Here is a 26,510-nt window from a genome sequence, read left to right on the forward strand (position 1 = left end):
CGTAGTGGTCGGTGATCTGCTTATCGTTCACATATTTCGTCTTTGCGATTCCCTTATATGTGCCGCTCTCCATGGCCCCCTGTGCAAATTCTGCCACAGGCTGGAAATTCTTAAGTCCCGATATGTTCCGTCCTATCTCCTTTGCCACGGCCGTTGACAGCACTCTGGCATCTGTTCTCGGATAGGTTACCAGCTTCTTCTCGTAGAGCTCCTGGACTATCTTGAGGGTATCGGACGGACTGATCTTGAAAAGTGATGAACAGTCATTCTGAAGCTCCGCCAGATTATACAGCATCGGAGGCTGTTTCTTCTCTTTCTTGCGTTCCACTGCCTCAACCACAGCCTCGGGCTCCCCTGCCTTCAGCTCCGCCAGAAGCTGCTCCGCTGCGGGTCTCTCTTTAAATCCATTCTCCTTATACAGAAGAGGCGACTCGAAATACTTTGTGCCCTTCACTGACTTCCATTCTGCATCAAATGTCTGTCCTTCCTCGCCCACATTTGCAACGAGTCTGTAGAACGGAGTCTTTACAAACTCCCTGATCTCACGCTCTCTCTTCACTATTATACCGAGGACACAGGTCATGACACGGCCCACGGCTATGACACATCTGTCCATGCCGAGATACCTCTGGACTACATTTGAAAACTTCAGCGACAGCGCCCTTGAAAAGTTGATACCCATAAGGTAGTCCTCCTGGGCCCTAAGGTACGCTGCGTCGCTGAGGCTGTCGTACTCTGAGAGCGGCTTCGCCTCACGGATTCCCCTGAGGATCTCCTCCTCGGTCTGTGAATCGATCCACACACGGCGTTTCTCCTTGCCGGTTACGTGAGCCATTGAATCCACAAGCCTGTATATGTATTCTCCCTCTCGTCCTGAATCCGTTGCCACATAGATACAGCCTATGTCATCGCGGGTAAGCAATCCCGCAACGATATTGAACTGTTTCTTTGTGTCAGGAAGAACTTCATATTTGTATTCAGTTGGAATAAATGGAATAGTTGAAAGGCTCCACTTCTTAAGATTCGGATCGTAGACCTCCGGGTAGCTCATGGTGACCAGATGTCCGACACACCATGTGACAACCGCTGTATCCGACTCTAGGTAACCATTTCCCGCATTGCCCTTCACCCCCAGCACGTCGGCAAACTGCCTCGCCACGCTGGGCTTCTCTGCTATATATAAATTCTTCAAATTATGCTCCTATTCTTTCAGCATCCGCCACACACATGATCCTGTTTATGCCGTGACCGGTGCAAAAATACATCACAACACATCTGTATATAATAGCAGAATTTGTGGAGGGGGGCAAGTGGGGACGGAGGTGCCTGCTCCTCCGCTTCGCACTTGCCCCCCTCCACACGCATTGCGCGTTAATACCGAATTGCTTCGCACTTCGTGCTCCCGCAATTCTACGCGGCATTCACACTCCGGCCTATCGGCCTTCGTGTTCATGTCGCGTCATCCCGTCAAATGCGCTACATGCCGCGAGCAAGCTCTCGCATGTGCGCGCTTGACGGGATTATAACGCGCAAAAAGCACCCCGCCTGCGATACCGCAGACAGGATGCCTCTAAGCTATTTTATATAGAATTTAGTAGGATTAGCAAACTCAATCTATGTTTTACTGCTCGAATAACAGCTGCTCGTATGTTGGGAATGGCCAAGCTGTCTTTGGAAGTTCCTTCTCAAGTTCATCAGCAGGCTTTCTCACTGTGTCAAATGCTGCAAATACTGTGTTGTGGAAATACTTAGCCCAGGCCTCTGTATCTCCCTCGTAATCTGATGCCTTTACAACCAGCTCCTCAAGGGCTACTGTAGCGCTCTTGAGCTCTGTGAGCTTCTCTGAGATGGTGTTCAGAAGTGATACCTGAACTGTAGGATCAATTCCGAGAGCCTTGATCTCAGCTGCACCCTTTGCAAGTTCTGCCTGATATTCCATAACTGCAGGAATGATCTCCTCATTAGACATCTCTATCATAGTGAGTGCCTCGATGTTGATCTTCTTTGCATAGTTCTCAAGCATTACATCAGCTCTCGCCTCAAGTTCTGCCTTATCCATAACTCCAAGATTCTCAAAGATCTTAACACTCTTGTCTGCTGCAAGATAAGGAACAGCATCAACCATGCACTTAATATTTGGAAGACCACGCTTTGCTGCCTCCTCAACCCACTCATCTGAGTAACCATTGCCATTGAAGATGATTCTCTGATGTGCTGTGAGTTCTCTTCTGATGAGTGCCTTGCATGCTGTCTCGAAATCGTCAGCGCCCTCAAGCTCATCTGTCATCTTCTTGATCTGATCTGCAACTATTGTATTGAGTACCATCATTGGGAATGCGATGGACTGTGTTGAACCAACCATTCTGAACTCGAACTTGTTACCTGTGAACGCAAATGGTGATGTTCTGTTTCTATCTGTGGCATCCATTGTAAATGTAGGAAGTGTTGATGCACCTGATACATATGTCTTGCCCTTTGGGGACTCTGTAGCCTCACCCTTCTCGATGATCTGCTCAACGATCGACTGGAGCTGCTCTCCAAGGAATGCTGAGATGATTGCTGGAGGTGCCTCGTTAGCTCCAAGTCTGTGATCGTTTCCTGCTGATGAAGCGGAAAGTCTCAGAAGCTCAGCGTTGTTATCTACTGCTGCCAGGACTGCTGCCAGGAAGAACTGGAACTGAAGATTTGTCTCAGGATGCTTGCCTGGATCGATGAGGTTCTCGCCCTCGTCTGTTGAGATCGACCAGTTGTTGTGCTTACCTGAACCATTTACACCGGCAAATGGCTTCTCATGGAGTACGCACTCAAGGTCATGCTTTGCAGCGATCTTCTTCATGGTTGCCATAACCAGATGGTTCTGATCTGTGGCGATGTTGGTTGTTGAGAAGATTGGTGCAAGCTCATGCTGTGCAGGTGCAACCTCATTGTGCTGTGTCTTTGCAAGGATACCGTATTTCCACAGCTCCTCGTTCAACTCTGTCATGTATGATGCGATCTTATCCTTGATCGCTGCGAAATACTGATCATCAAGCTCCTGTCCCTTTGGAGGCATTGCTCCGAAAAGTGTACGTCCGCAGAGCTTAAGATCTGTTCTCTTTGCAAATTTCTTCTTATCTATCAGGAAGTACTCCTGCTCAGGACCAACTGATGAAGTAACCTTCTTGGCTGTTGTGTTGCCGAACATTGCAAGAGCCTTAAGGGCTTCCTTGCTGATGGCATCCATCGAACGGAGAAGAGGTGTCTTGTAGTCAAGTGACTCTCCTGTATATGATGTGAATGCTGCCGGGATACAGAGGATACATGTTCCCTCATCTGTTGTCTTTACAAATGCAGGTGATGTACAATCCCATGCTGTATATCCTCTTGCTGCGCATGTCTCACGAAGACCGCCTGAAGGGAATGATGAAGCATCCGGCTCTGACTTAATGAGCTCCTTGCCTGTGAACTGGAGGATAACACCGCCATCACCGACTGTGCTTACGAATGAGTCGTGCTTCTCTGCTGTTGTCTCCGTAAGTGGCTGGAACCAATGTGTATAATGTGTTGCACCAAGCTCCATTGCCCATTCCTTCATGGCTGCTGCAACTGAATCTGCGATTGATGTATCGAGAGGCTCGCCCTTGTCAATAGTCGCCTTGAGTGACTTGTAAACTGCTTTTGGAAGTCTCTCTCTCATGACCTGATCTGAGAATACGTGTGAGCCAAATACGGCCGAAATTTTGTTCATCATAATTACTACTCCTTTTCTTGATTAAAAATGAATCCTTAACGTATCCTCAAAAAAAGAGAAAGGTGTCCTCCTTCTTGAGAACACCTTTGTCCATTTCGTATCATTTAATTGTTGAATATAAAATACTCTATATTCTTTCAAAAATCAACCCCTAATTTTAAAAAAATCTCATATATAAAAAATACTGTCGTCGTCCACGCAATAGCACGCCAGCTTTCCGCCCCTGTTTCTCTCTCCATTTCCGCAGTCGAGATCCGTATAGTATGATGTCACATAAGCGTTATATGAATGATCTTCATTGAGTCTGTTCGTCGTCACATGTCCGCAGAACACATACCTGTCAAATGCCTTCTTATCCGAAAACGGAACATTGTGGATATCCGGCGATATGAGAAACCTGTATTCATCTCTTCCCACGGCATTCGTAATAGACTCGGTAATATTGATCGTCCTGTCAGCGTTTCTGACATACGAGCCACAATGAATGCCCGGATGGGTGACAACACAAACTCCGTACTTTGGCGAATGTATCTCTGTGTAATGTGGCAGATGTGCCAGATACCCATGCAGTTTCATCTGATCATCCACATTGAGCTTCTTGATATCTCTGACTGTTCCACCACCGCCGAATATGATCCACTGTCTCTCTGACATGCTTCCCTCTATGTACATCTGGGCAAACAGTTCATGATTACCCTTTATGAGCTGCATCGAACCATCCACAAGATAGTCCGACATAAACTCAAGAAGAGAAATTCCCTCATCGTTCCAGTCAAATATGTCTCCCATGACTATCATGTTGTCCACGGCTGGATCAAAGCTTATCTTTTTCAACATTTTTCTGAATGACATGACATCTCCGTGGATGTCGGATATGAGATATAGCATTTATTCTTCCTTTGATAATCGTTCTATCAGTCCAGCCTCTTAATAAGCTCCTCATATATCTCCTCCGCCACAGCAAGCTTGTACGCAAGCCTTGTCGGCTGAGGTGGAAGCTCCACATAGTACTCTTCCACATCGCCATCTATGTCTATGGCAAAGTATACCTGTCCCGGAATCGAAGCGTCTGGATTTGCCGGATCCACATTTCCCATGGTTCCAGTCACGCCGATCCCTATATTCGCATTATACGCCTTTCTACACACCTGCGCCATTGAACCTGCAGTTTCCTTTGAATAGACTGTATACTTGTCTATGATCTCTGCGGGAACCCCCTGCATGATCTTCGCCTCATTGCAGTAGGTGATAAATGCACCTTTCAGCACTGCAGAGGAACCTTCCGTGTCGGTGATGAGGGATGCAATCTGCCCTGAGGTGGCAGATTCCATGGTGGTTATGGTTAGGTGTCGGGAGATAAGAAGCTGGGTCAGCTTATGATAATTGCCTCTTATTTTGTTCTCGTTATATTGTTCCATATATGTATATATCTCCCCGTTTCGATACTTCTTTATTTTTCATCTATCATCAGAGTAATAATTTTTCAATCGTGCGTCAAGCTGAATACTCAATATTGCAAATAAAAATAGTTCACCATACTAAATTATATTTACTCCGGTGAACTATATTTATTATAGCTTATATATTATCGTTGCCAGTTCTAAATACAAACATTCTAAGGCACAATATCATAACTGGAATTACCACATCTATAAGAAGCAACAACGTCTCCGCTGGCTTGATAATTCCCAGCTCCGCCAATACTGTGTATATGAGCAGAAATGCACCGATCATATATATTCCTAACACAAATATCCCGCGCCTAGCAGACACCCTCATAAGCTTTGCTGCAGCCCCAATAACTGCAACTGACAAAATCGCAAATAATACAAACCACAATATACACACAGGGATTCCCGCCTGTTTTTCAATTATTGTAATATTGTATCTTGCTTCAAAAAATTTGTCCGGTACACTTCCAGACTGAGACATATCACTTACAAGTGCCACACCTGACATCTTATGCTTACTGGTAAATATATCCTCACATCCAGCAAACATCATTATTGCTCCACATAGTAATGATACAAGACACATCGCAATATTCAAACTGTACTGCACCGCCATATATATAATAAACATAACAGTTTCAGCACAAACAATTGCAAATGTAAGATCATCTTTACCTGTCACAAGCTTTACGCTTGTAACATTTGCCAATTCAATCAGGAACCATATCAGCATTCCAGCCCAGTTGTTCTTTATCAGATCTGCGCTCTTTATCATCACTACAAATGCAAGTATCGTTATAACCAGCGCATATATCCTGTCACTTCCAGATCTAAATAATACCCAGTGACCACCATCATCAAATCCACTGTCCGTACATAGGGAAAACACTGTTCCCGCCCAGCAAACCAACGCATACAAAAACACAAGTAAGAATACAGTCGTTCCATCCTTGTACTTCTTTTTATCTGTCAAAAGAGAACCGCAGTAACATATCACGCAATATGTCTTGTCGCATATTTTTTCAAGAGGCAATACAAAAAGTATCACACCAACAAGAATACATATTAGAATATGTTTTACTTGATCCACTGTCCCTACTCCACCTATGTATCCGGCAAAGAATGCGTTTTCTGTTCTTGCCATTATTGCCCTCATTGCCGCGTAACAGACGGCTGATGTTATGAAGGCGGGGATGGCTGGACTGGTAATTTGTTTTTTTGTTTGTCTTTTTTCTTTCATCGTAACTTCTTTCATTTTTCCACTATTTCAATAGTTATTTCTATAATTTTATTCTTCCAGTATACACCTTCCAAACTCTATCAGATTATTCAAATTTGGATAAGTACACATACCTGATTCTGCATCTTCCTTGATATTGTTATATTCATCTTGTGTTATCTGAGTATCCACAGATTTGTCTACAGTATCATTTGTCGTATAAAAATAACCAATCTCACCATTTTCCATCATGTCCGTGTACAAATGGTATTCAGTTTTCCATTCTCCACCACGAAAGTTCCCGCTTGAAATCACATAATTTGCAGCCCCACTGGAGCCTTCCACACAATAATGATCACCACAGTAATTTATAGTTGATCTCTCCCAACTTGCCAAAACAAGCTTAGGTGTATCATCATCCATTGTATAAACCTCATATATCAAAGATGTTGTTGGATTTGCAAATATAAGTTCTTTAATTCCATCACCATCAATGTCTTCTATCACATAACCAACATCGCTCAAATTTCCACACACTATCAGTACATTGTATTTGCTATACAAATTTTCTGCCACTTCGTATGGAAAATCTAAGCTATTACACTCTTCATATGTCACTCCTTCACTATTAAGTTCAACATATTTGTCAATTATATTTTGATAGGCTTCATACTTTTCTTCATCTTGTGCCTCTGTGGTTTGTTTCTCCGTAGTTTTTTCTTCCGTGTCAACACTTTCACTTATCACTTTTTCGGTTGTCTTTTGTTCAGTTGTATTCTCTTCCGATACTTTCTTTTCCGTATTAACACGTTTCCCAGTTTCAGTTACAACTATCTCCTCAGTAGTTGTTCTCTCTGTCGTTGATTGAGACTGTATAATACTCATTTGTTCCTTTATATTCTGACAACCGGTAAGAACTAATGACATTCCCACTACAACGATTATCCTTTGCAACCATACAACTGGTTTTTGTCTCTTCATCTATGCTTTTCTCCTACACCTCATTATGCTCACAATGTATCTTATTTGTAATTCTCTACAGCCGATACAAAATCTGCCTCTTCATAAGAGTTCACGTCTTTTAATGCAGAGGTATCAATTTCAACCTGGCAATAACTCTGACCATCAAAATCCATAGTTTGATAGTCAATTGACATTCCATATTTTTCAACTATATTTACAGCATCTGCATAACTTTCTGCACCAGTAACCAATGGTTCTCCATGCTTATCAATGTTCTTATCAAATTCTAATTCCTTAATGGTATTAATCTCTGATCCATCCAACTGCCAAACAGTAAGCCATATAGGACCAGGTGAACCTCCTGACGAAGCTCTATTAATTAAATAACCATCTCGATAATACAAATGTCCAAAAGTTCCACCCATATTGCCAAGGGAAATCAACCCATCCGCTGTATATGTATATGACTCTCCATCATGGCTTCCCCAATCACTAATTATCAATTCCGGGATTCCATTATCATCAAGATCATACAAATATCCCCATACATAACTATACTCATTTTTTACACTTTGTATTTTCTCTATGTATGCATCCTTCCATTCTCTTTCTGATATCTGCGACTTTTCTCCACCACTTTCAAGATTTGTTGAACTCTTTGCAGAATTATCATCTACTGTTGAGATTTCTTCAGTTGTTACCATTGTATCTGAAATATTGTCTTTCTTATCACTTTCTGTTGTCTCAGATTTTTCTGTATTTATCTTCTCGCTGTTTTCTGTTGTAGTGATTGCTGTTGAATCCTGCAATTGTTCTATATCTTTTTTCGCATCAGCTACATTATTCTCTATAATTTTACAACCAGTCAGACTAACCACCATGCTGATTGACAATACTGCTAAACAACAATTTTCCAGTATTTTTCTCATATGGCCTCCTGCTATCCTTATTTTGTAATTCTGCTTTGTCTGGATACACCCTTTGACCTTAATATCTTTATATATGCATTCTTTTTCTTCACTGGTACTTTTATATTTGCCTTTTTAAATATATTTGAAAAAGCAGATTTTCCAACGGAACTGCTCTTCAAAAATGATGTTTTTATCACAATCTTCTTTAAGCCCCGACAATTTGCAAACGATTGTGAACCTATTATTCTTACATTTTTGCCTATTACAACAGTATTTATAGAAGTACATCCATAAAATGCCTTGCTTCCAATCTGCTGAATATTACTACCAATTACAACCTTTTTAAGATACTTTCTATTACTAAAAGCTTTAGGAGCAATTGATGTTACCTTGAACCGCTTTCCTCCGATCACTACTGTGTCTCCAATAGTTAAAGTATTAAATTTTTTATTACTATTTTTATATGTTGAGCCCAGCAATGTCATTGTTCCTTTGCCGTTTAAGGAAGCATTTGTTATCTTGTATTTTAGAGAACCTACTTTATAAGTACCTCCCAAAACTATCTTAATATCAAAATATTTTGTAATACTTCCCGCATAATTTCCTTTTCCAGTAATAACAATCTTGGCTTTTCCAATATTTTTATTGTTTTCATATTTCAAGGTATAATCACTGCCAAGTGACAATTTCTTTCCACATACAGTAACCACAATACCTGTCTGCTTTATCTCATTTCCTGTGAATATCCTGTTACCTATACCTGTTATTGTTGTATTTGCAGACTTATCTGTTATGTTTATGGAGTGTGATGGCCTTGTCATGAACTTGCATACGCCATCAGCAGCTTCATCTGCATACTTCTGTGCAGTTGATCCCTGGTAACAATAGTAGCATCGACCTTCCACCCATACAGGCATATTATCAAAAGCATTTCTGCCTATATGCATAGAATAATTTTTTATGACAATTTTCTTTAAACACCAACACCCCCCAAACGCGCTCTCTCCTATCTGTAAAACATTTTCTGATAAAGTTATTTCTGACAATATACTATAAGCAAATGCATAATCATCTATATAGGTAACAGAATCTGGTATAACTATTTTGTCCATATGCACGCCTTCAAAAGCACTCTCACCAATCCTTTTTATACTTTCAGGTATTATTGATGCTCTACATGCGCTGATAATCTTATTGCTTTTTGTTTCTACTATTGAATTACAATTGTTTCTACTATCATATTTTTTATTTGCACTACTTACCTTAATTGACGTAAGAGAAAAATCCGACGTAGTTATGGCGCCCTTTATGTTTGTGACCGAAGCTGGAATATATAGACTTTTCAGCTCATCACACCGCGAAAATGCACCTACACCTATAACTGATAAGTTCTCTGACAGTGTAATACTTTCAAGCTTGGCACAATTTGTAAAAACTCCGCTGCCTATCTCTGTCACACTTTGTGGTAAAACTACTTCTTCAATATTACAACTATAGAAAGCTTCGTCACCAATGTATGTCAAATTATCCGGTAAAATAATATTCTCCAAACCTGATGCCTGAAATGCCGCCGCCTCTATTCTAGTTACAGACACTGGCAAAGTAATTTCAGTAAGATCTTCTACACATTTAAAAGCCCTCTTTCCTATAGCCGTTATTCCCAAAGGAATACTGCTATTTTTGCAACCACTGATCAAAACATTATCCGATTTCCTTATGATAGCATTACAGTTATTTCTACTGTCATAAAATAAATTACTTTCATCAACTATTATAGAATTTACATTACCACAACCTGCAAAAACTCCACTTCCAATTTCTCTCACAGAGGAAGGAATATTTATCTGTAACAATCCGCAATATTCAAATGCCTCATCTCCTATTGATGTAACACTATATGGGATAGTTATTTCTTGCAACTCGCTTATACTTGCAAATGCTCTTTTTCCTATTTGCTTTACACCATAAGGTATTTTCAATTTACATATATATGAATTATAACTAAATGCCTCATCTCCAATTGCAGTTACCTGCATTCCGTCAATTGAACTTGGGATATCTAATTCTGATGAACTTCCATTATACTCATTTATTGTTATTGTTTTCCCATCTGCATTTACACTATATATGTAAACGGATTCACCTTCTTCGTCAGCTATAGCTGTTACCGAAAATAAGCATATAAACATAACTGTCAACATTATTACTTTATAAATTTTTTTCATTTATCCCATCCTCCCAGTTATACTCTTTTAAACACCACTTTATTCGAAACCCTCGTTTTTTTAATCATCTTCACATATACGCCATATTCCTTTCTAGGCAATTTAAATACTGCTTTTTTGTAAATTGACGAAAATGCTTTTTTCCCAACAGATTTTAAATACATTGTTTTGATTGTAACCTTATTCAACCTTACACATTTTTCAAAAGCAGATGCACCTATCACTTTGACTCCAGATCCAATATTTACACTAGACAGATATTTGCACCCTTTAAAAGCATTTTTTTCTATTGAAGTAATATTGTATTTCATATTACCTACAACTATACTGCTTCCAATATTTACAGTTTTCAACTTACGTGAATTTTTTTTGTAGGTCGATCCTATAACAGAAACCTGACCTTTTCCATTTATAGAGGCATTAGTAACTCTATATTTTAAATTTCCAACAGATATCGTTTTTCCAACAGGCAACATAATATCAAATTTTTTTGTTAAACTTCCACTATAATTGCCTTTACCTGTAATTGTTATACTTGCATGTCCAATATTCTTATTATTTAAATATCTAACTGAATAGTCCTTATTTAGAACTAATTTTTTCCCGTTTACTTTTACAATGAGACCTGGTTGTGTCTGCATTTTGCCATTATAAACTTTATTAACTATGCCTGTTACTCTGGTCTTTGATGTAGTTTTACCCAAATCAATTTTTTCAATTTTCATTATACTGTAGTTTAATCCGTTACTTTTTGCATAAAACAGTGCTTCTGAATTTTCGTAGCAGAAAATAACAAGATCATTATTGCACTCACTAAATGTATAATCATATAAATATGTGTCTTTTGACTTGATAACTATCTTTTTCAAATTTATACAATATCCAAATGCATTATCATAAATTGATTCTATGTTTTCTGGTATAGTTATACTGCTAAGTCCTTCACAATAATAAAACGCATATTCACCAATTATCTTAATATCACTTGGTATGATCGTACTTCTGCATCCAGCAATCAAAGTCTTTTCTTCTTTATCAATTATTGCATTACAATTATTTCTACTGTCATAATATTTATTTCCACTATTAACTACTATTTTTGTCAACTTATCACAATCAGCTACTATTCCAGTTCCTATGTCCTGTACATTTCTTGGTATTGTTATAGCTGTAATATCTGTTTCCTCAAATGCCTCTTTACCAATCTTTTTTAAGCTGTCTGGTAAAACAATCTTATTAAGTTTAACACAAAAACCAAATGCGCATTCTCCGATAGTCGTAACCTTCGAAGGTATATTGATTTCTGTAATATTATGACACGATACAAACATATAATCTGGCAAAACAGTTATATTTTCTGGTAGATATATCCTCTGCAGATTTTCGCACCACTCAAAAACACTACATCCAAGCGATGTTATACTATCAGGAAGTGTTATCTCACTAAGCGATGAACATTCTGAAAATGCATACTCCCCCAGATTCTTTATATTCTTTGAAAAGCTTATATATGTTAACGAAGAACATCTTGTAAATGCACTATCCCCTATTGATATCACATTATCACTCATATATATTTGTTCAAGATAACTGCACCCTGAAAATGCACCTCGCCCAATTTCTGTCACATTTGATGGTACAACAAATTGTTTAAACTCAGCCCCAGAAAAAGCATATTCACCTATTATTTTTACGCCTGATGGTATTACCGTTTTTGAATTTCCCCATAACAATGTTCCCGTTGCAGTCTCTATAATTCCATTACAATTATCTCTGCTGTCCAAAAATTTATTTTTCGACGAAACACTCACCGTAACAGGTATTAAATTTGATGAACCGAATTCCTCAGGTGTACTTTTTTCAAAAACACTACCATTTAGTTTTCTTACATTTTCTGGTATCCATACAGATGATATGTTTGTATATCCAAATGCGTTGTCGCCTATTTCCTCAAGACTATCCGGCAAAGTTATTACAGAAAGATCCATACAATCAAAAAACGCTGTTTGCCCTATCACTTTCAAAGTATTTGGTAATGAAACACTCGTTAAATTGTACATTCCCTCAAAAGCACTTAAGCCAATCTGTTCTACACCATTAGGAATTACAATATTGGAATTGCCAAGAATCCCTTTGAACGATTCTTCACCTATTATGGTAACCTTTCTCCCCTCAATAGATGCTGGTATGTACAAAGGATTGTTATCCACAATTGTCCATCCCGTTTCCGGATCATACTCATCTTCTTTCATATACTTGGTGATGGTGACCGTTTTCCCATCAGCATTTATCTCATATTCATAGTCACCGTATGTTTCTGCATGAACATTGATCAATGACGCCATACCACCAACAACAAAAACCGCACTAACAATAAAAATCCTTCTAATCCAATTCATGTCACCATCACCTCATATCTTTATCTTTTATTATTTACTGAAACAACTCATTCAGCATATCATCTAAAGATTCTCCAGCCTGTCCAATTCCATACTCGATAAGTTCCCTCTTCGGGCATGATGCAGCAGACATATAAATATAACTGAACAACAACATTGCAACTACAGCCAACACAATAGCAACAGTTCCTATATTTTTTATTTTGGCATCCTTTGTAACATTTTTTGATAATTGAACTATTCCAAGTATTAAACCGACAAAGGCAAATACTGCAATGAATTCAAATGAGCCACCCCAATTATTTATATAAACTACACATGCTGGTGCAAAATGTTGTGCATCTGTAGCCAAGATATAAATAAGTGATATAAGACATACCAAAAATGCTGCACCCGCAAAAATTAAACCAATTGTTCCCAATGTACACGACACTTTCTGTACAAACTGACCATTATATTGATTATTATTGACCTGATTTTGAACAGATGCTTCGCTATTTCCAGCGTTATAGCTATCTTCAGAACCGCCTCTCACTGTTAATTGCGGCTGAGCTGCTGCCTGAGATGCCGACATCTTCTGAGTTGCTCTGTCATCGTCATCATCATCATAAATATCCTGATCACTTGCCCCTCGTTCATTTTCAAATCTCTGAGGTGCGATAAGCTGGATTATCTCATCAGTACGACCTAACTTAATAGTGTCTCCTCCATTCAGATACTCCACGCTCCCCTGCTGCATTCTCTTCACATTATTTATGTATGTGCCTGATGAAGAATAGTCACTCACAGCAAATCTTCTGTCATTTGGATTGTATTGTATCGAGCAGTGCTTTCTACTTATATTTTCATTACTGAACACAAAATTTGATACCGCAGGATTTCTTCCCAACACTATTGCTGTAAACGGTGTCAATTCGATTTCTGATCCGGCATACTGCCCGGATAAAAATTTTATCTTTGCATTATTATTCGCCATATATACTCTCCTCTTACACCAAATGCCTACATATCGCTATATTTCAATTCTTTTCTCTTCAAAGCGCATATTGCTCTCTGAAATTCTGTTACTTCATACAATGAAATATTTTTAATCGAGAAGGTATATTTTCCTCCTGGGAAATGAACAACAAACCAATTTCCCCACAGTTTTAGGTATGTATACGCCTGTATAAGTGTCAGCGCAAGGAATGGCAAGAATGTAGCAGCAACGCCTGTAATCGACATCGAAATAATTCCTACAACAAGCCAAACACCGGCCATAACCAAACTCCATATAGGATTTCTCTTCACTATCGATGTGCCTGTAATCTCATCAAGCTCTACTACCTCTCTTGAATATGCATATGATATAATTCCTTTATGCTCATTTATGTATAATCTTCTATTTGTAAGCACTGCCTTATTCTTAAGCAATCCTTTTCCAGTAAAGAAATTGAGTACACGATCATTAGACAGTGTAAGCACTTCTTTTTCATCATCTTCTACCAGGTAATCTTCAAATATAGATGCACCATTATCTGGTCGAGGCGTGTACTTTTTAGACAATCTTTTGATAACTCCCGTCCTTTTAGGTGTACTGACATTCGTATTTACAAGCTGTGCAGAAAACGTAAACACATTGTCTGAATGACCAAGCTTTACTTTTGCTCCATTATCTATATTTACTGTCTGCTGTGGTCCCAATTCATTACCATTTACTGTTGTTCCCGATGTTGAATAATTAAGCAAACTCAGCCGTCCTGTATTTTCGTCAAATGTTATTGCACAATGAACCCTGCTGACTCTGTCAGACTGGAAGAAAATATTACAATTCGCTCCATTTCGTCCCAGAACCTGCTGCTTACCAGGCTGAAGATCTATACTACTTCCCTGTAATTCTCCCTGAATAAATGTAATTTTTCCAGTATACATATTTACTCCTCCTCACTCTGTAATCCATCATCCCAGCTAAACTTCTTTCCACAGAAAGGTATAAACGCCAGCTTTGTCTCGCCCACAAGTATTACATCATATGCATTGAGTTCTTTTGATCCCAAAACGACCTCATCATTTAAGTAGAACAGACCTCTGGAATCTCCAGGCTGAACAATAAACTTTCTCTGTCTTGGCTCATATACGATTATCGCATGCTTATCTCTTGATACTGTTCTATCCTTTGCAAGAACTATATCCTGATTTGCATTTCTACCTATAAAATTTCTTCCGGTCTTTAATGGGAATCCGGTTCCTTTATCACTTCCCTCAATGCAAACAACCCATCCTACAACTTCTGATTTTCCTGAACTTCCACTGAAACCTATTGTCACTGAATCGTCATCATCTTTTTCCGGCTTGTTTTTTGCATCATTTATCATGTCTGTGAATGATGTATCGGCATCTGTATAATTTACAGTATCATCAGTCGCATTGCTGGAAACTGATGTTCCACCTGAAAATGCAGAATCATTTACCGGCTGAGTATATCTCATTGTCTGTCCCATACCTTCATTTGCACTTGCACAATGTGGACACATTGAAAACTTGTCCATATCATAGTAATGACCTTTCGCACATCTTGTTAAATTCATAAATTTGTCCTCCTCTTGATTGTATATTTATGACGGCATCTTTCTGCCCTTTATCTGCCATATCTAAGCAGAATTACCGACGTATTATCTTGATTTCTCTGTGTTAGCTGCATAACAACCTTATTTAATCGTTCAGCTATCACCTGCATACTATTCTGATTATCCAAAACAATATCTAATATCTGTTCGTTGCTAAGTCTCTTATAAAGACCATCGCTGCATAATAGTATCAGATCATTTTCTTCCAGATAAAATGGCTCAGTGTTACTATCCGTCAACGAGATATTGCCCATTCCTAAATAACTTATAAGCGCTTCGGCCTGATTCTCCTGCATCTCGTACTCTTTCTCGGTTATCTGTCCATTTCTCAGCATTGTATCCAACTGCAGTCTGAAATTATGATCTCTGTTTATTGCTTGTATATCATTGTCTCTCACTATATAAATTCTGCTGTCACCTGCTGATATGAAATACATACCATTCCCTTTTGTAACAACGCACACTAAAGTACAACCGCCTCCCAATGCATTTCCATACTCATCCTCGAGATCTGCTACACACTCATCGAGACGTACAACTTCCCTCTCTAAGAATATTGGAACCTCACTAAAATCATTCACTGACTTAAAATCATTCACTAACATTTTCACCGCTGTATTACTTGCCAATTCACCACCGTTCAAACCACCCATACCATCGCAAATTACAGCTAAAGTCATTCCGTTTTCATACTTTGCCACAAATAAAGAATCCTGTTGATAACTCCTTGTTCCTATTATTGATGACTGCCCGATTTCAATATGCAATGCATTTTCTTTACGATCTATACTTTCCCAGCTTATTTCTTCAGTAAGTCTGACTGTTGTAACTTCATTTTGTCTTGCCGCTTCTTCTCTCATAAATATGTCACTCCTACCTTAAAAGAACATTTCTGATTTGCCAGTGTCACCACACTTCCTTTATCCACGGAATATACTTGGTTTGGATTAAGCTTGTACCCATTAACCCATGTTCCGTTCGTAGATAAATCCGTAATGTATATCAAATCTTCTAGGCTGTCGTAGTAGACCTCACAGTGTTTTTTACTTATAAATTCATCCTGTTTGAATATAATCTGGGCATAATTCTTGGTTCGGCCAACAATTACTCCTCTATCCAGAGGTATATCAATGGTAGTACCTTCATTGTCTCCAGAAATAATAACTATGTATGGATGCGGAATTCGTCCATGTGTTGCAGAAATAAGGTTATCCGTAATCGCATGTATTCCGTTGGCCTTATTCTCATTATTCTTTTTTAAGATATCCGCATTTTGGTTATCATCATGAGAATATACAGTCTCATTTATCAGCCTCATATCTGATAAAAATTCATAAATAGTCTGCGTTCGTTCTTTATAATTTACTCTCAATGCTTTATATAAAGCATCAGTTACATACTCTGGAATGTCCTCGTCATCCAGAACTATATCTTCACTGGATAGCAGTCTTTCATTAGGGTTTAATAGCATCTTTCCCGTAAGTAGATAGTATACGGTTGCTGCAAGTGAATACACATCAGTAAATGTACCCTGCTCAGACTTTGATGAATACTGCTCAAAAGGAGCAAATCCAGGAGTAAGCATCACTGACAATTGTTCGTTACCAGATTGTCTTTTTATATTTTTGGCATTTCCAAAATCAATGAGCTTTATTACACCGGTGCTATCCACCATGATATTGTCTGGCTTTATATCTCTATGGAATATATTCAATGCGTGAACCTGAATAAGCGCAGTTCCGACATCAAATAAAATTTTGTTTACATATTTAAACTTTAATTTACCATTTTCCCTGACAAGTTTTTTTAATGTAACTCCGTCAACATATTCCATCACATAGTATCCGGTTCCATTTTCTTTAAACCTGTCATACACTGATACAACAGATTCAACGCCTTGGAGCTTCCATAGAACATCTGCCTCTTCCATGAATCTCGTAAGGCCATGATTAAAAATTTCTATTTTCTCATCTGATACCGTTTTTACTTCTTTTCCATTTGATAATCTTACGGCACTATCCCTCGGGAAATATTCCTTCACAGCACACTTTTTGCCTTCTGCTTCGTCATATGCCACATAAGTTATTCCAAATCCACCTTGGCCAATATTTTCATCTATACGATAGCGACTTGATAAATATGTTCCTTTACCCAATGCATATGTAATATTCATTCACATCACCACCTTACTATAATTCCTACTGCACCGATCATCAGTCTGTCTCCCGAAAACAACTGATGTCTGTCAGTTATCTGCTTGCCATTTAATTTTGTACTGTTTGTCGCAGTCATCAACGGCTGAACGAATAACTCTCCATTTTTACATTCCAATACAATATGCTGTCTTGAAACTGTAACTTCATTGATAAAAACGTCACAGGTGTTTGCCCTGCCTATAAATGCACTTCCATTTATATGAACATTTTTCACATCAGGCTTTCTTCCTATAACCTCTATCTGTACATCAATCGAATTATTGTAGTTATGTCCATTATCCATGCCTACATCATTATTATTTGTTATTTGTACATTTTTTCTGTGGCATTCTATTTTGCGTTTTTTCTTCTGCCTACGATTAACAGTCAAAATAATCACTAAAGTAATAACTACAACCACAACTAGAGCTGAAAATATAATTATCAGCTTTCCAACTATTCCATTCGTCCACCATGACTTAAGCTTATTGATAAATCCATCGTTATTACTTCCAACGCCGCCATCTGTAGGTGTTGCAACACCATATAATTCTACCGCTGTTACCTCAACGACTTCTGTTGTTGCATATCCCGTCCAATTGTCAGATGTTGTACTATTTTCTGTTATTGATTCTTCATTATTAATTGAATAATCGATATTTAATCTTCCTGCTACATCTGTCTCTATATTTAGGAGCACATCATCAGCAGCTTCATCCAATGGTGCCGCATCAATGCAATCCTCTTTAAAGAAGTTGTCTATCCCCTTCATCGAATCATATCTTTTACGTGTAGTGTCCGGAGTAGCCTTATATCTGGATATATCGACCCAATACACTAAACTATTACTTTCATTTAAAAGCTCCTTACTTTCCTTTTGTAACTTTTCCTGACCATCGGTTAGCAATATATACACATTTGTATTGTCTGTATTTTCTTTATTCTCCAATACAGCATACAATTCGTTATTAAATTCATCAGGATCCCTATTTTCAGAATCCACAAAATCATTAGTATTACGAGACTGGCTGATGACATCCGACAGATTTACCACTCCTGTATTGTTCTTTATGGTCGTAAAATCTCCGGTTTTCTTTTCAGCTTCAGAAGATGTTATATAATACACCTCTATATTTCTTGTCAAATCTCCGCTTCTCTCTGCAAAATTACTAATTAGAGTTCCAACATATTCCAGATTTTTTCCTGAGTCATTTCTTGCATCATACTCGTCCAGATATATTGATCTTTTAAAATCCCAAAAAATATAATAATTTACGCCACTATCATCCGTTACATCTTCATTACTTTCACTAACCATAGTGTTTTCAGCACACGCAGTTATGACCGAACCTATTAACCCATTCATAACAAAGGCCATGGTTATCAGCACGCTCAGGCCTATTTTTTTTAAATATCTGAATAGACAGCTTTCACTCATCTCATCCACTCTCCATTTCCCAAATTTTATCGTAATAAAAGTTCTTCACTATATGTTCCGATACATATATGTGTTCCACCAGCAACTGAAACGACCTGTCCTTTTTTTGTTATTTGACCACCTGGAAGGATTATTCCATTTGTTGATCTGTCTTCTATTGTGTACAAACCAGTACCATTGTTGTAGCTTAGTCTGCAATGTGTACGACTGATGAAATCTCCCTCCATGATCAAATTACATGTTGCCGGATCCCTGCCTATAGTTATGATATTTCCATAATTCACAGCAATAATAACCCCTGCCAGATACCCTCTGACACCGATAATCGCACCTCCATCCTGTGGAACATGATTTAAAACCTGCTGTCTTGAATTGATTTTCTTAACATTCTCCATTTTTATCCTCTACTATTAGTATTCTGGGCAAATATAATTTCCGCTCTCATCTTTTTCATTATTACAAATTATCAGTGAAACCGATGTTCCATAATCGACCTCGGAATATGCAGAAACACCTTGACTTAAGACTGCACCATCATATGAATTAGGATCAGACCTGTACTCTATGCTTCCAACTGAAAGCCCCGCATCATACAACATCGATATAGCAGAATCTTCACTACATCCAGATAAATCTGGAACGATTGCTTTTGTCGGTTCATCATCTGGTTCTGGTGCTTCTGTCGTTTCTTCTTCAGTAGTAGTCTCCTGGGCTGTCGTAGGTGTATCCTCTGTAGTAATTTCTGTTGTTTCTTCTGTATCATTAGTTGCTTCTGAATTATCTTCAGAGCCATTGCCTTTACTCACCACAAGTTTTATAATTGTTTTTTCCTCAACCTCCGTATCTGGTTTTATACTTTGCGATATTACATGATCCTTCTCAACCTTATCACTCTGTTCATATTCGACCTCTATCTGAAGATTACTCTCATCCATAAGTTTCCGGGCATCTTCAAGGCTCTTATAAACTACATCAGGAACATGAGTCATTTTTACACCAAGAGAAACTTTTACCCCCAACACAAACCCCTGTTTTTCTTTTTCTCCAGACTTATGATTCTGCTTTATCACTTTTCCCTGAGCAACCTTGCTGTCATTAAGTGTTTCTTCCTTATATATGTATATCTTTTTCTCTCTTGCACACTTTCTTGCATTCTCCCATGTTTCACCAACAACATCTGGAATTGTAGTTTCTGCGCTCTCATCATAACTACTATTGCCAATAGATACTTTCAATAATATCTCTGAGCCTTTATCTACTTTTTCTCCTTCTTTATATTGTTGGTCACATATATAATCCTGAGCTATTTCACTTTCTTGTGTTTCAATCTTCGCATGCAGCCCCATCTTTTCAACTTGTTCCACGGCTTCAGTCTGTCCTAATCCAGTGAAATCTGGCATATACACCTGTCCTTTTCCACTCGATACAACTATTTCTACTGTCATACCTTTCTGTACCTGACTTCCACCACTTATATTTTGTGATAATACTGAGTCCTTAGGTATATCTTCCGACTCCTGCTTATCAACAATTTTCATATCTATATTTTCAGAGGCCAGTATTTTCTCAGCATCATCAACTGTAAGATTTATGACATTTGGCACTCTTGCATCCGATCTGTCATCCGAGGAAATAAATGAATCCCAATTTATTACACCAGTTACCAATAAGGTCCCAACTACCAGTACAGCTAATATTGATGCTGCTACCACTGCTTTCAACCATGTTGGCCATCTTCCAAGATCTCTGGATTTTGATGTTACACGATTTTTGTGTACAACATCCGTTGTCGTAAGTTCATATTCCAGTCTTTCCATATCCGGAGTTCTGTCATTGATTTCTATATTTAAAGCATTCAATATAGCATTCTCAACATTCTCTGATATGTTCCCTGCAAACTTTGATGGTAATTCCAGTGTATCTTTAGAACATCTCTCCATTGAATCGTCCGGAGTTACGCCAGTTATCATTTTGTACAAAGTTGCACCACAACCATATACATCTGTCCACGGCCCCTGTTCTCCACGGCTTCTATACTGTTCAGGCGGCGCATATCCCGGTTTAACTATAACCGACAGGCTTTTGCTGTGATTTGTTGATGTCGCCTGTCTTGCAGCGCCAAAATCAATAAGCTTTACCTCTCCATTTGAAGTTATGAAAATATTATCTGGAGCTATATCTCTGTGTAATATCCCTTTTTCATGAACCTTCTTCAAAGTCCTTATTATAGGTATCATCATATCAACAGCTTTTTGATAATCTATTTTACCGTTATCTAGGAGGAATTCTTTTAACGTTTGTCCCTCCAGATATTCCATAGCAATATATGCTGTATTATTTTCACGGAACACATCATACACATCTGTTATTCCTGTTGTTCCCTTAAATTTTGCAAGCCTCTTTGCCTCATCAATAAACTTTTCTATTCCTCCGTTAAACTGGTCAGTCCTATCTCCACTAAAGATAGATATCGTTGATGAGCCAACAGCCCTTGTTGCAAATTCAGATGGCAGATATTCCTTAATAGCTATTTTCTTCTCAAGACTATAATCATATGCCAGATATGTAACCGAAAATCCACCATATCCTATGGTTTTTCCTACAATATACTTCCCGCCAAGTATTACTCCCGGAGCTAAATGATATGGCTCTGCGGGCGGAGTATCCACCCTATATCCACAATATGGACATACGCTATCATTTTCATCAAACTTATTCATACATCCCATACATAATTGTTCCGCCATACCATACTGCCTCCTGTTACTTCCTAGTATTGTTCATATACATAATCTTGTTTTGTCTCAACCTGTCTTGTTGAGGATTCACTAACTCTAGATGTGCTCCACTCAGACCACGAACCATAAATTGGTTTTCTGTACCAGTATGTATATACCTTATTCACAGACCGGGTCTGATATCTGTAGACAGTACCCGTCCACGACCACTCACCAGTGCCTGAAACATTTCTGTAATTAACTTCTCCATTACTATTAAATACCCATCTTTCAGTCGAACTGCCAGGCCACTGAAATTGATTTGCACGTGATACTTCATCCCACGGAAGATAATATTCCCTCCTTCTAGATCCTGAATTCTGCCATTTATCATCAGTTCTTTCATAAGAACCATCAGCCCTGTATGTATCATATCGACCAAACACAGCGCCATCTTTCGCTTCTACATTACAGGTATCACTGGATTGTACGTAGTTTGAACTCCATTCAGTCCATCCTCCCCAGTTCCCATAAGACTGACTTTCTTCAGTTTTGTAATATGTATAACCACTTGGAGTGCTGTTACTGTTAGTCTTTTTTATATCATAATCCTGCACATCTCTATATCTATACATTGTCACAGTATCATTCGAACAAACTATCAATGATATCTGAGTTCCTTTTTTTACCTTCTGATTTGAACCAATACCCTGATCCAAAACTATGCCTGTACTAGATGATGAGGAAGATCTATATTCCACACTTCCAACACTTAATTCATTACTTTCCAGCATTGCTTCAGCCTGTTGCAAAGACATTCCAACCAGACTAGGCACATCTACCATAGAATCATCTTTTGATGGTTTTACATTCTCAGTTGTGCTTTCTGTCTTATTCTCTGTGCGCTGTTCTTCTGTAGCATGTTCTGTTTTTTTGTCCTCAGTGTTCTTATCTTCCTTCTTACTCTCTGATTTTTTCTCCGTTGTCTTCTCTGTTGTTTTTGTTTGCTCTGATGTTGTATTCTTCTTATCAGTATCTTCATATCTAGGTGCAGCATCAATCTTATCACTGCCCTCACTTATACACAGCGATACTGTAGACCATACTTTCACCTCTGTTCCCGCCTCAACGCTCTGGGATATTACATGATCTTTAGCTACCACATCACTCTTCTGGTATGTAACCTCTATTTTTATCTTACTGTCATTCATAAGTTTTGAAGCTTCATCAAAGCTCTTATATACAACATCTGGAACATGCGTTGTATTTATTCCGAGGCTCACATCAACGCCTAAGTCAGAACCTTCTTCCACCTTTGACTTAGCTTTCAAAGACTGTTTCATAACTATATCTTTCTCAACAGTATCACTGTTCTTTATATCTGATTTATATATGTATATTCTTTTATCAGATGCCATTTTTCTTGCATCATCCCATTTTTCACCTACAACATTCGGCACTTCTGTTTTCTTCGAATTGTCATACTCTTTTTTACCCAATGACACCGTAAGGTTAACCTCTGAACCTTTATCTACAGCCTCGCCATACTTGTACTGCTGTGCGCAAATATATTCCTTCTTTATTTCGCTCTCAGCCGTATCTGTTTTTACAAACAAACCCAGATCCTTCAATTCCTGTTCAGCTTTTTCTTTAGATAAACCAACAACATCAGGCATATACACCTGTCCTACGCCTCCAGATATTGTAACCTCTAACACCATTCCCCCTTTGACTTCCGTACCATAAGGAATGTTTTGTGACAAAACCGCACCTTTAGGAATCGTATCAGATTCAACCTGATCAACTATCTGAATCAGCATATCCTTTTCTTGAATCATTATCTCTGCATCATTGAGCGTTTGATTTACAACATTAGGCACCCTGACTTTAGATGTCGCCCCCGGTATAAACATCTTCCAATTTATCACGCCTGTGACCAATAAAGTTCCCAGCGTCAATAGTAAAACAGCCGCTGCAGGCACCGATATCTTTAACCATAATGGCCAACGTCCAAAATCCATTTTCTTCTTTTTAGCCTTTATTCTTGCAACTTCTTCATCCGTAGTAAGCTCATATTCCAATCTCTCCATATCTGGTGTTCTATCCTCTATCTCCAGATTCAGAGCATTCATAATTGCATTTTCCTGATTAGTCGTAATATCTATATTAAATTTTGATATATCTTTCAGTGAATCCTTCGAATCTCGATCCATCGAATCTTCAGGGGTAACTCCAGTTATCATCTTATATAACACGGCACCGCATCCATATACATCTGTCCAGGAACCCTGATCTCCCCTACTTCTATATTGCTCTGGTGGTGCATATCCCGGCTTCACTATTACAGATAAACTCTTGCTATGATTTGTAGATGTAGCCTGTCTTGCAGCGCCAAAATCAATGAGTTTTACTTCACCATTATTGGTCATAAAAATGTTATCTGGTGCAATATCTCTATGTAAGATTCCCTGAGCATTTACCGTCTTTAACGTTCTTATTATAGGAATCATCATTTCTATCGCTTCATCAGGTGAAATCTTTCCGTTTTTTTCCAGATACTCTTTGAGTGTCTCTCCCTCAAGGAATTCCATCACTATATATGCAGTATTATTCTCTACCAACACGTCATAAACATCTGTTACTCCCGGAGTTCCACGAAATTTTGCCAATCGTTTTGCTTCATCAACAAATTTTTCTATTCCTCCACGGAATTGTTCTTCTCTATCACCTGTGAAAATTACAACCTGTGAAGATCCTGGAGATCTTGTTGCAAACTCAGAAGGCATATACTCTTTTATCGCTACCTTTTTATCAATACTGTAATCATAGCCTATATATGTTACAGAAAATCCTCCATACCCTATTGCTTTACCAACAATATATTTTCCTCCAATAACAGTTCCTGGAGTTAAATGATATGGCTCCTGAGCTGAAGATTCGGAATTATAACCGCAATACGGACATATACTGTATTTGTCATTGTATTTTTCCATACATCCCATACATATTCTTTCAGGCATCTGTATATTCTCCTTCCCACTTTACTGCTGTTTTATCTTCATGTTATCTGTGTAAGAATCTATAATCTGTAATTCAGTATTAGTATCCGTATATGACTTCAACGCAGATTTATTAACTGGTAATCCTTCAATTTTCTGCAATTTATCCACACCATTATCGCTATAAGATGTTCCTAAGAACAACGCTTCCTGAGCTCCCTGTTTTAACATATAGCTTATTAACAAAGAAGCCGCTCTGCTCTCATCATCACTGGTTGTTCCACTTATCGACAATTCATTAGTTGGTTCTACATAAACTGAATCACTTTCTATCTTCACGATCTTATATCTTCCAGCCCAACTGTCATTTACAAATTTATAGTCCTCCGTTGAACCGAAATAGTATAATAATTTATCGTCAGATAAAAACTGCTTATATATTTCACTTCCACCTAATTTTTTCCATTCTTTTTTTCTTTTATCATCAATATTCTGACTATTCTCATTACTATTCAGCGAACTCAGAAGCATATCTTCCGCAGATTCTGATATATAGAAACTATCATCACTCATGCTTTCTATCTGCTTGTAGTCGCTTATAGTCAGATTATCTATATTCTTAACTTCTGAGCTTCTTTTTACATATACAACAGGTGCCTCAAAGCTTAATGGAATTTTTTTGCTTTCTTCAATAGAATTTTTATAATTTTCTAACAGATAGCAATCGTCAGATCCCGACTTTTCCATATATTCATAAACTTTATCTACGCTGGCCGCATCCTCCATAATCTCTTTTGTTGCATATTGAGCCTGGAATATTGTAGGCATCTCTCCATTCTCGTATGCTTTTAATAATTCACTGCCATATTGATCTTCTGGTATAAATTTATAATTAACATTTACCTTCTCTTGACTACTTGTGAATGCTTCTATTCCACTATCCATCATTGCCTTTGCGCCATCTTCATTCATTTGATCATCCACTGCAATCCAGATTGATATATCAGCAGCATTCATAACCACATCAGCTTTTTTATTTTTATACATGTTGTACACATAAAGTGACATTGACACGACGACAAGAAGTGCAATTCCTACTGTTATCGTTCGCTTCATTCTGCGTACACGAAGTTCTTTCTTTGGCTCCATAACTTTCTTTTCTCCATCAAGAGCCTTTTTTAATTCGTCTACATTTGAAAATCGTATTTCAGGATATATTGACATTCCCTTCATAACAGTATTACTTATTCTTTCAGGAATATCACTGTATATCTGAATTGGAGATTGTACTGTATCCTCTATAACTCTATTAACAGATTCGTCCGGTAATACTCCTGTTATTGCGCGATATACAGTTGCACATAACGCATATATATCTGTCCATGGTCCCTGCTTACTTTTTGCCTGATACTGCTCTGGTGGAGCAAATCCAGGTTTCAAAATAATAGATCTGGTTCTTTCCTGATCAGCATCTGAAAATCTTGCAGCGCCAAAATCTAGGAGCTTAATCCGCCCATCGTTGCACAACATTATGTTGTCAGGACTGATATCTCTGTGTATTATTCCGCCAGCATGTATCTCCTTGAGAGCTGTTATTACCGCATCAGCTATAGGTATAACCTCTTCACAGCCTATACGACCTCCCTTTGACTTTAAA

At 38.3% G+C, this 26,510-nt stretch carries 19 protein-coding genes; all 19 read right to left on the minus strand.

Translation table 11 applies throughout. The features are described 5' to 3' along the window. On the minus strand, nucleotides 1-1,192 hold a 1,192-nt coding region (locus ABUA34_RS08715), incomplete at its 3' end, for a DNA topoisomerase (protein WP_349823171.1). 429 nt (nucleotides 1,193-1,621) lie between these two features. Continuing rightward, a complete protein-coding gene (locus ABUA34_RS08720; RefSeq protein WP_055146820.1) occupies nucleotides 1,622-3,730 on the minus strand; it encodes a glutamine synthetase III family protein in 2,109 nt (702 codons plus the stop codon). Nucleotides 3,731-3,898: 168 nt separating this feature from the next. After that, nucleotides 3,899-4,582 (minus strand): metallophosphoesterase, encoded by a 684-nt coding sequence (locus tag ABUA34_RS08725; RefSeq protein ID WP_242857336.1) that lies wholly within the window; start codon nucleotides 4,580-4,582, stop codon nucleotides 3,899-3,901. 62 nt (nucleotides 4,583-4,644) lie between these two features. Then, nucleotides 4,645-5,148, minus strand: coding sequence for a CinA family protein (locus ABUA34_RS08730; protein ID WP_161171872.1), 504 nt, complete (start codon nucleotides 5,146-5,148; stop codon nucleotides 4,645-4,647). A gap of 160 nt (nucleotides 5,149-5,308) precedes the next feature. Beyond that, nucleotides 5,309-6,325 (minus strand): hypothetical protein, encoded by a 1,017-nt coding sequence (locus tag ABUA34_RS08735; RefSeq protein ID WP_349823172.1) that lies wholly within the window; start codon nucleotides 6,323-6,325, stop codon nucleotides 5,309-5,311. A 144-nt stretch (nucleotides 6,326-6,469) separates the two neighbouring features. Next, a complete protein-coding gene (locus tag ABUA34_RS08740; RefSeq protein WP_055273391.1) occupies nucleotides 6,470-7,381 on the minus strand; it encodes a hypothetical protein in 912 nt (303 codons plus the stop codon). A gap of 41 nt (nucleotides 7,382-7,422) precedes the next feature. Continuing rightward, a complete protein-coding gene (locus tag ABUA34_RS08745) occupies nucleotides 7,423-8,292 on the minus strand; it encodes a hypothetical protein (RefSeq protein WP_055273389.1) in 870 nt (289 codons plus the stop codon). A gap of 17 nt (nucleotides 8,293-8,309) precedes the next feature. After that, nucleotides 8,310-10,499 (minus strand): leucine-rich repeat domain-containing protein, encoded by a 2,190-nt coding sequence (locus tag ABUA34_RS08750; protein WP_055273387.1) that lies wholly within the window; start codon nucleotides 10,497-10,499, stop codon nucleotides 8,310-8,312. A 17-nt stretch (nucleotides 10,500-10,516) separates the two neighbouring features. Next, nucleotides 10,517-12,898, minus strand: coding sequence for a leucine-rich repeat domain-containing protein (locus ABUA34_RS08755; protein ID WP_055273384.1), 2,382 nt, complete (start codon nucleotides 12,896-12,898; stop codon nucleotides 10,517-10,519). 34 nt (nucleotides 12,899-12,932) lie between these two features. After that, on the minus strand, nucleotides 12,933-13,874 hold the full coding sequence (locus ABUA34_RS08760; RefSeq protein WP_022216229.1) for an FHA domain-containing protein: 942 nt from the start codon (nucleotides 13,872-13,874) through the stop codon (nucleotides 12,933-12,935). Nucleotides 13,875-13,900: 26 nt separating this feature from the next. Continuing rightward, entirely contained in the window at nucleotides 13,901-14,809 is a 909-nt protein-coding gene (locus tag ABUA34_RS08765; protein WP_055146854.1) for an FHA domain-containing protein, read from the minus strand. Between the two features lie 2 nt (nucleotides 14,810-14,811). Beyond that, complete coding sequence (locus tag ABUA34_RS08770; protein ID WP_022216231.1) at nucleotides 14,812-15,465, minus strand: FHA domain-containing protein; 654 nt, start codon at nucleotides 15,463-15,465, stop codon at nucleotides 14,812-14,814. Nucleotides 15,466-15,515: 50 nt separating this feature from the next. Further along, nucleotides 15,516-16,364, minus strand: coding sequence for a PP2C family protein-serine/threonine phosphatase (locus ABUA34_RS08775; RefSeq protein ID WP_117874961.1), 849 nt, complete (start codon nucleotides 16,362-16,364; stop codon nucleotides 15,516-15,518). Then, nucleotides 16,361-17,677, minus strand: a complete 1,317-nt coding sequence (locus tag ABUA34_RS08780) for an FHA domain-containing serine/threonine-protein kinase (protein ID WP_349823173.1) — start codon at nucleotides 17,675-17,677, stop codon at nucleotides 16,361-16,363. Before ABUA34_RS08780 ends, ABUA34_RS08775 begins: the two co-directional genes overlap by 4 nt. Before the next feature lie 5 nt (nucleotides 17,678-17,682). Next, nucleotides 17,683-19,137 carry an FHA domain-containing protein gene (locus ABUA34_RS08785; protein WP_349823174.1) on the minus strand — a complete coding sequence of 485 codons (1,455 nt, stop codon included), beginning with the start codon at nucleotides 19,135-19,137 and terminating at the stop codon, nucleotides 17,683-17,685. Between the two features lie 26 nt (nucleotides 19,138-19,163). Then, nucleotides 19,164-19,532: an FHA domain-containing protein gene (locus tag ABUA34_RS08790; protein WP_022216235.1), complete on the minus strand. Its 369-nt coding sequence runs from the start codon at nucleotides 19,530-19,532 to the stop codon at nucleotides 19,164-19,166. 15 nt (nucleotides 19,533-19,547) lie between these two features. Beyond that, nucleotides 19,548-21,884, minus strand: a complete 2,337-nt coding sequence (locus ABUA34_RS08795; RefSeq protein ID WP_349093149.1) for a PASTA domain-containing protein — start codon at nucleotides 21,882-21,884, stop codon at nucleotides 19,548-19,550. 23 nt (nucleotides 21,885-21,907) lie between these two features. Beyond that, nucleotides 21,908-24,874 carry a PASTA domain-containing protein gene (locus tag ABUA34_RS08800; protein WP_349093147.1) on the minus strand — a complete coding sequence of 989 codons (2,967 nt, stop codon included), beginning with the start codon at nucleotides 24,872-24,874 and terminating at the stop codon, nucleotides 21,908-21,910. A 21-nt stretch (nucleotides 24,875-24,895) separates the two neighbouring features. Then, nucleotides 24,896-26,510, minus strand: a 1,615-nt coding sequence (locus tag ABUA34_RS08805) for a protein kinase domain-containing protein (protein WP_349823175.1), incomplete at its 5' end; no start/stop codon positions are given.

The organism is Coprococcus sp. RTP21428st1_C9_RTP21428_210409, assembly GCF_040227395.1.
GTDB lineage: Bacteria > Bacillota > Clostridia > Lachnospirales > Lachnospiraceae > Coprococcus > Coprococcus aceti.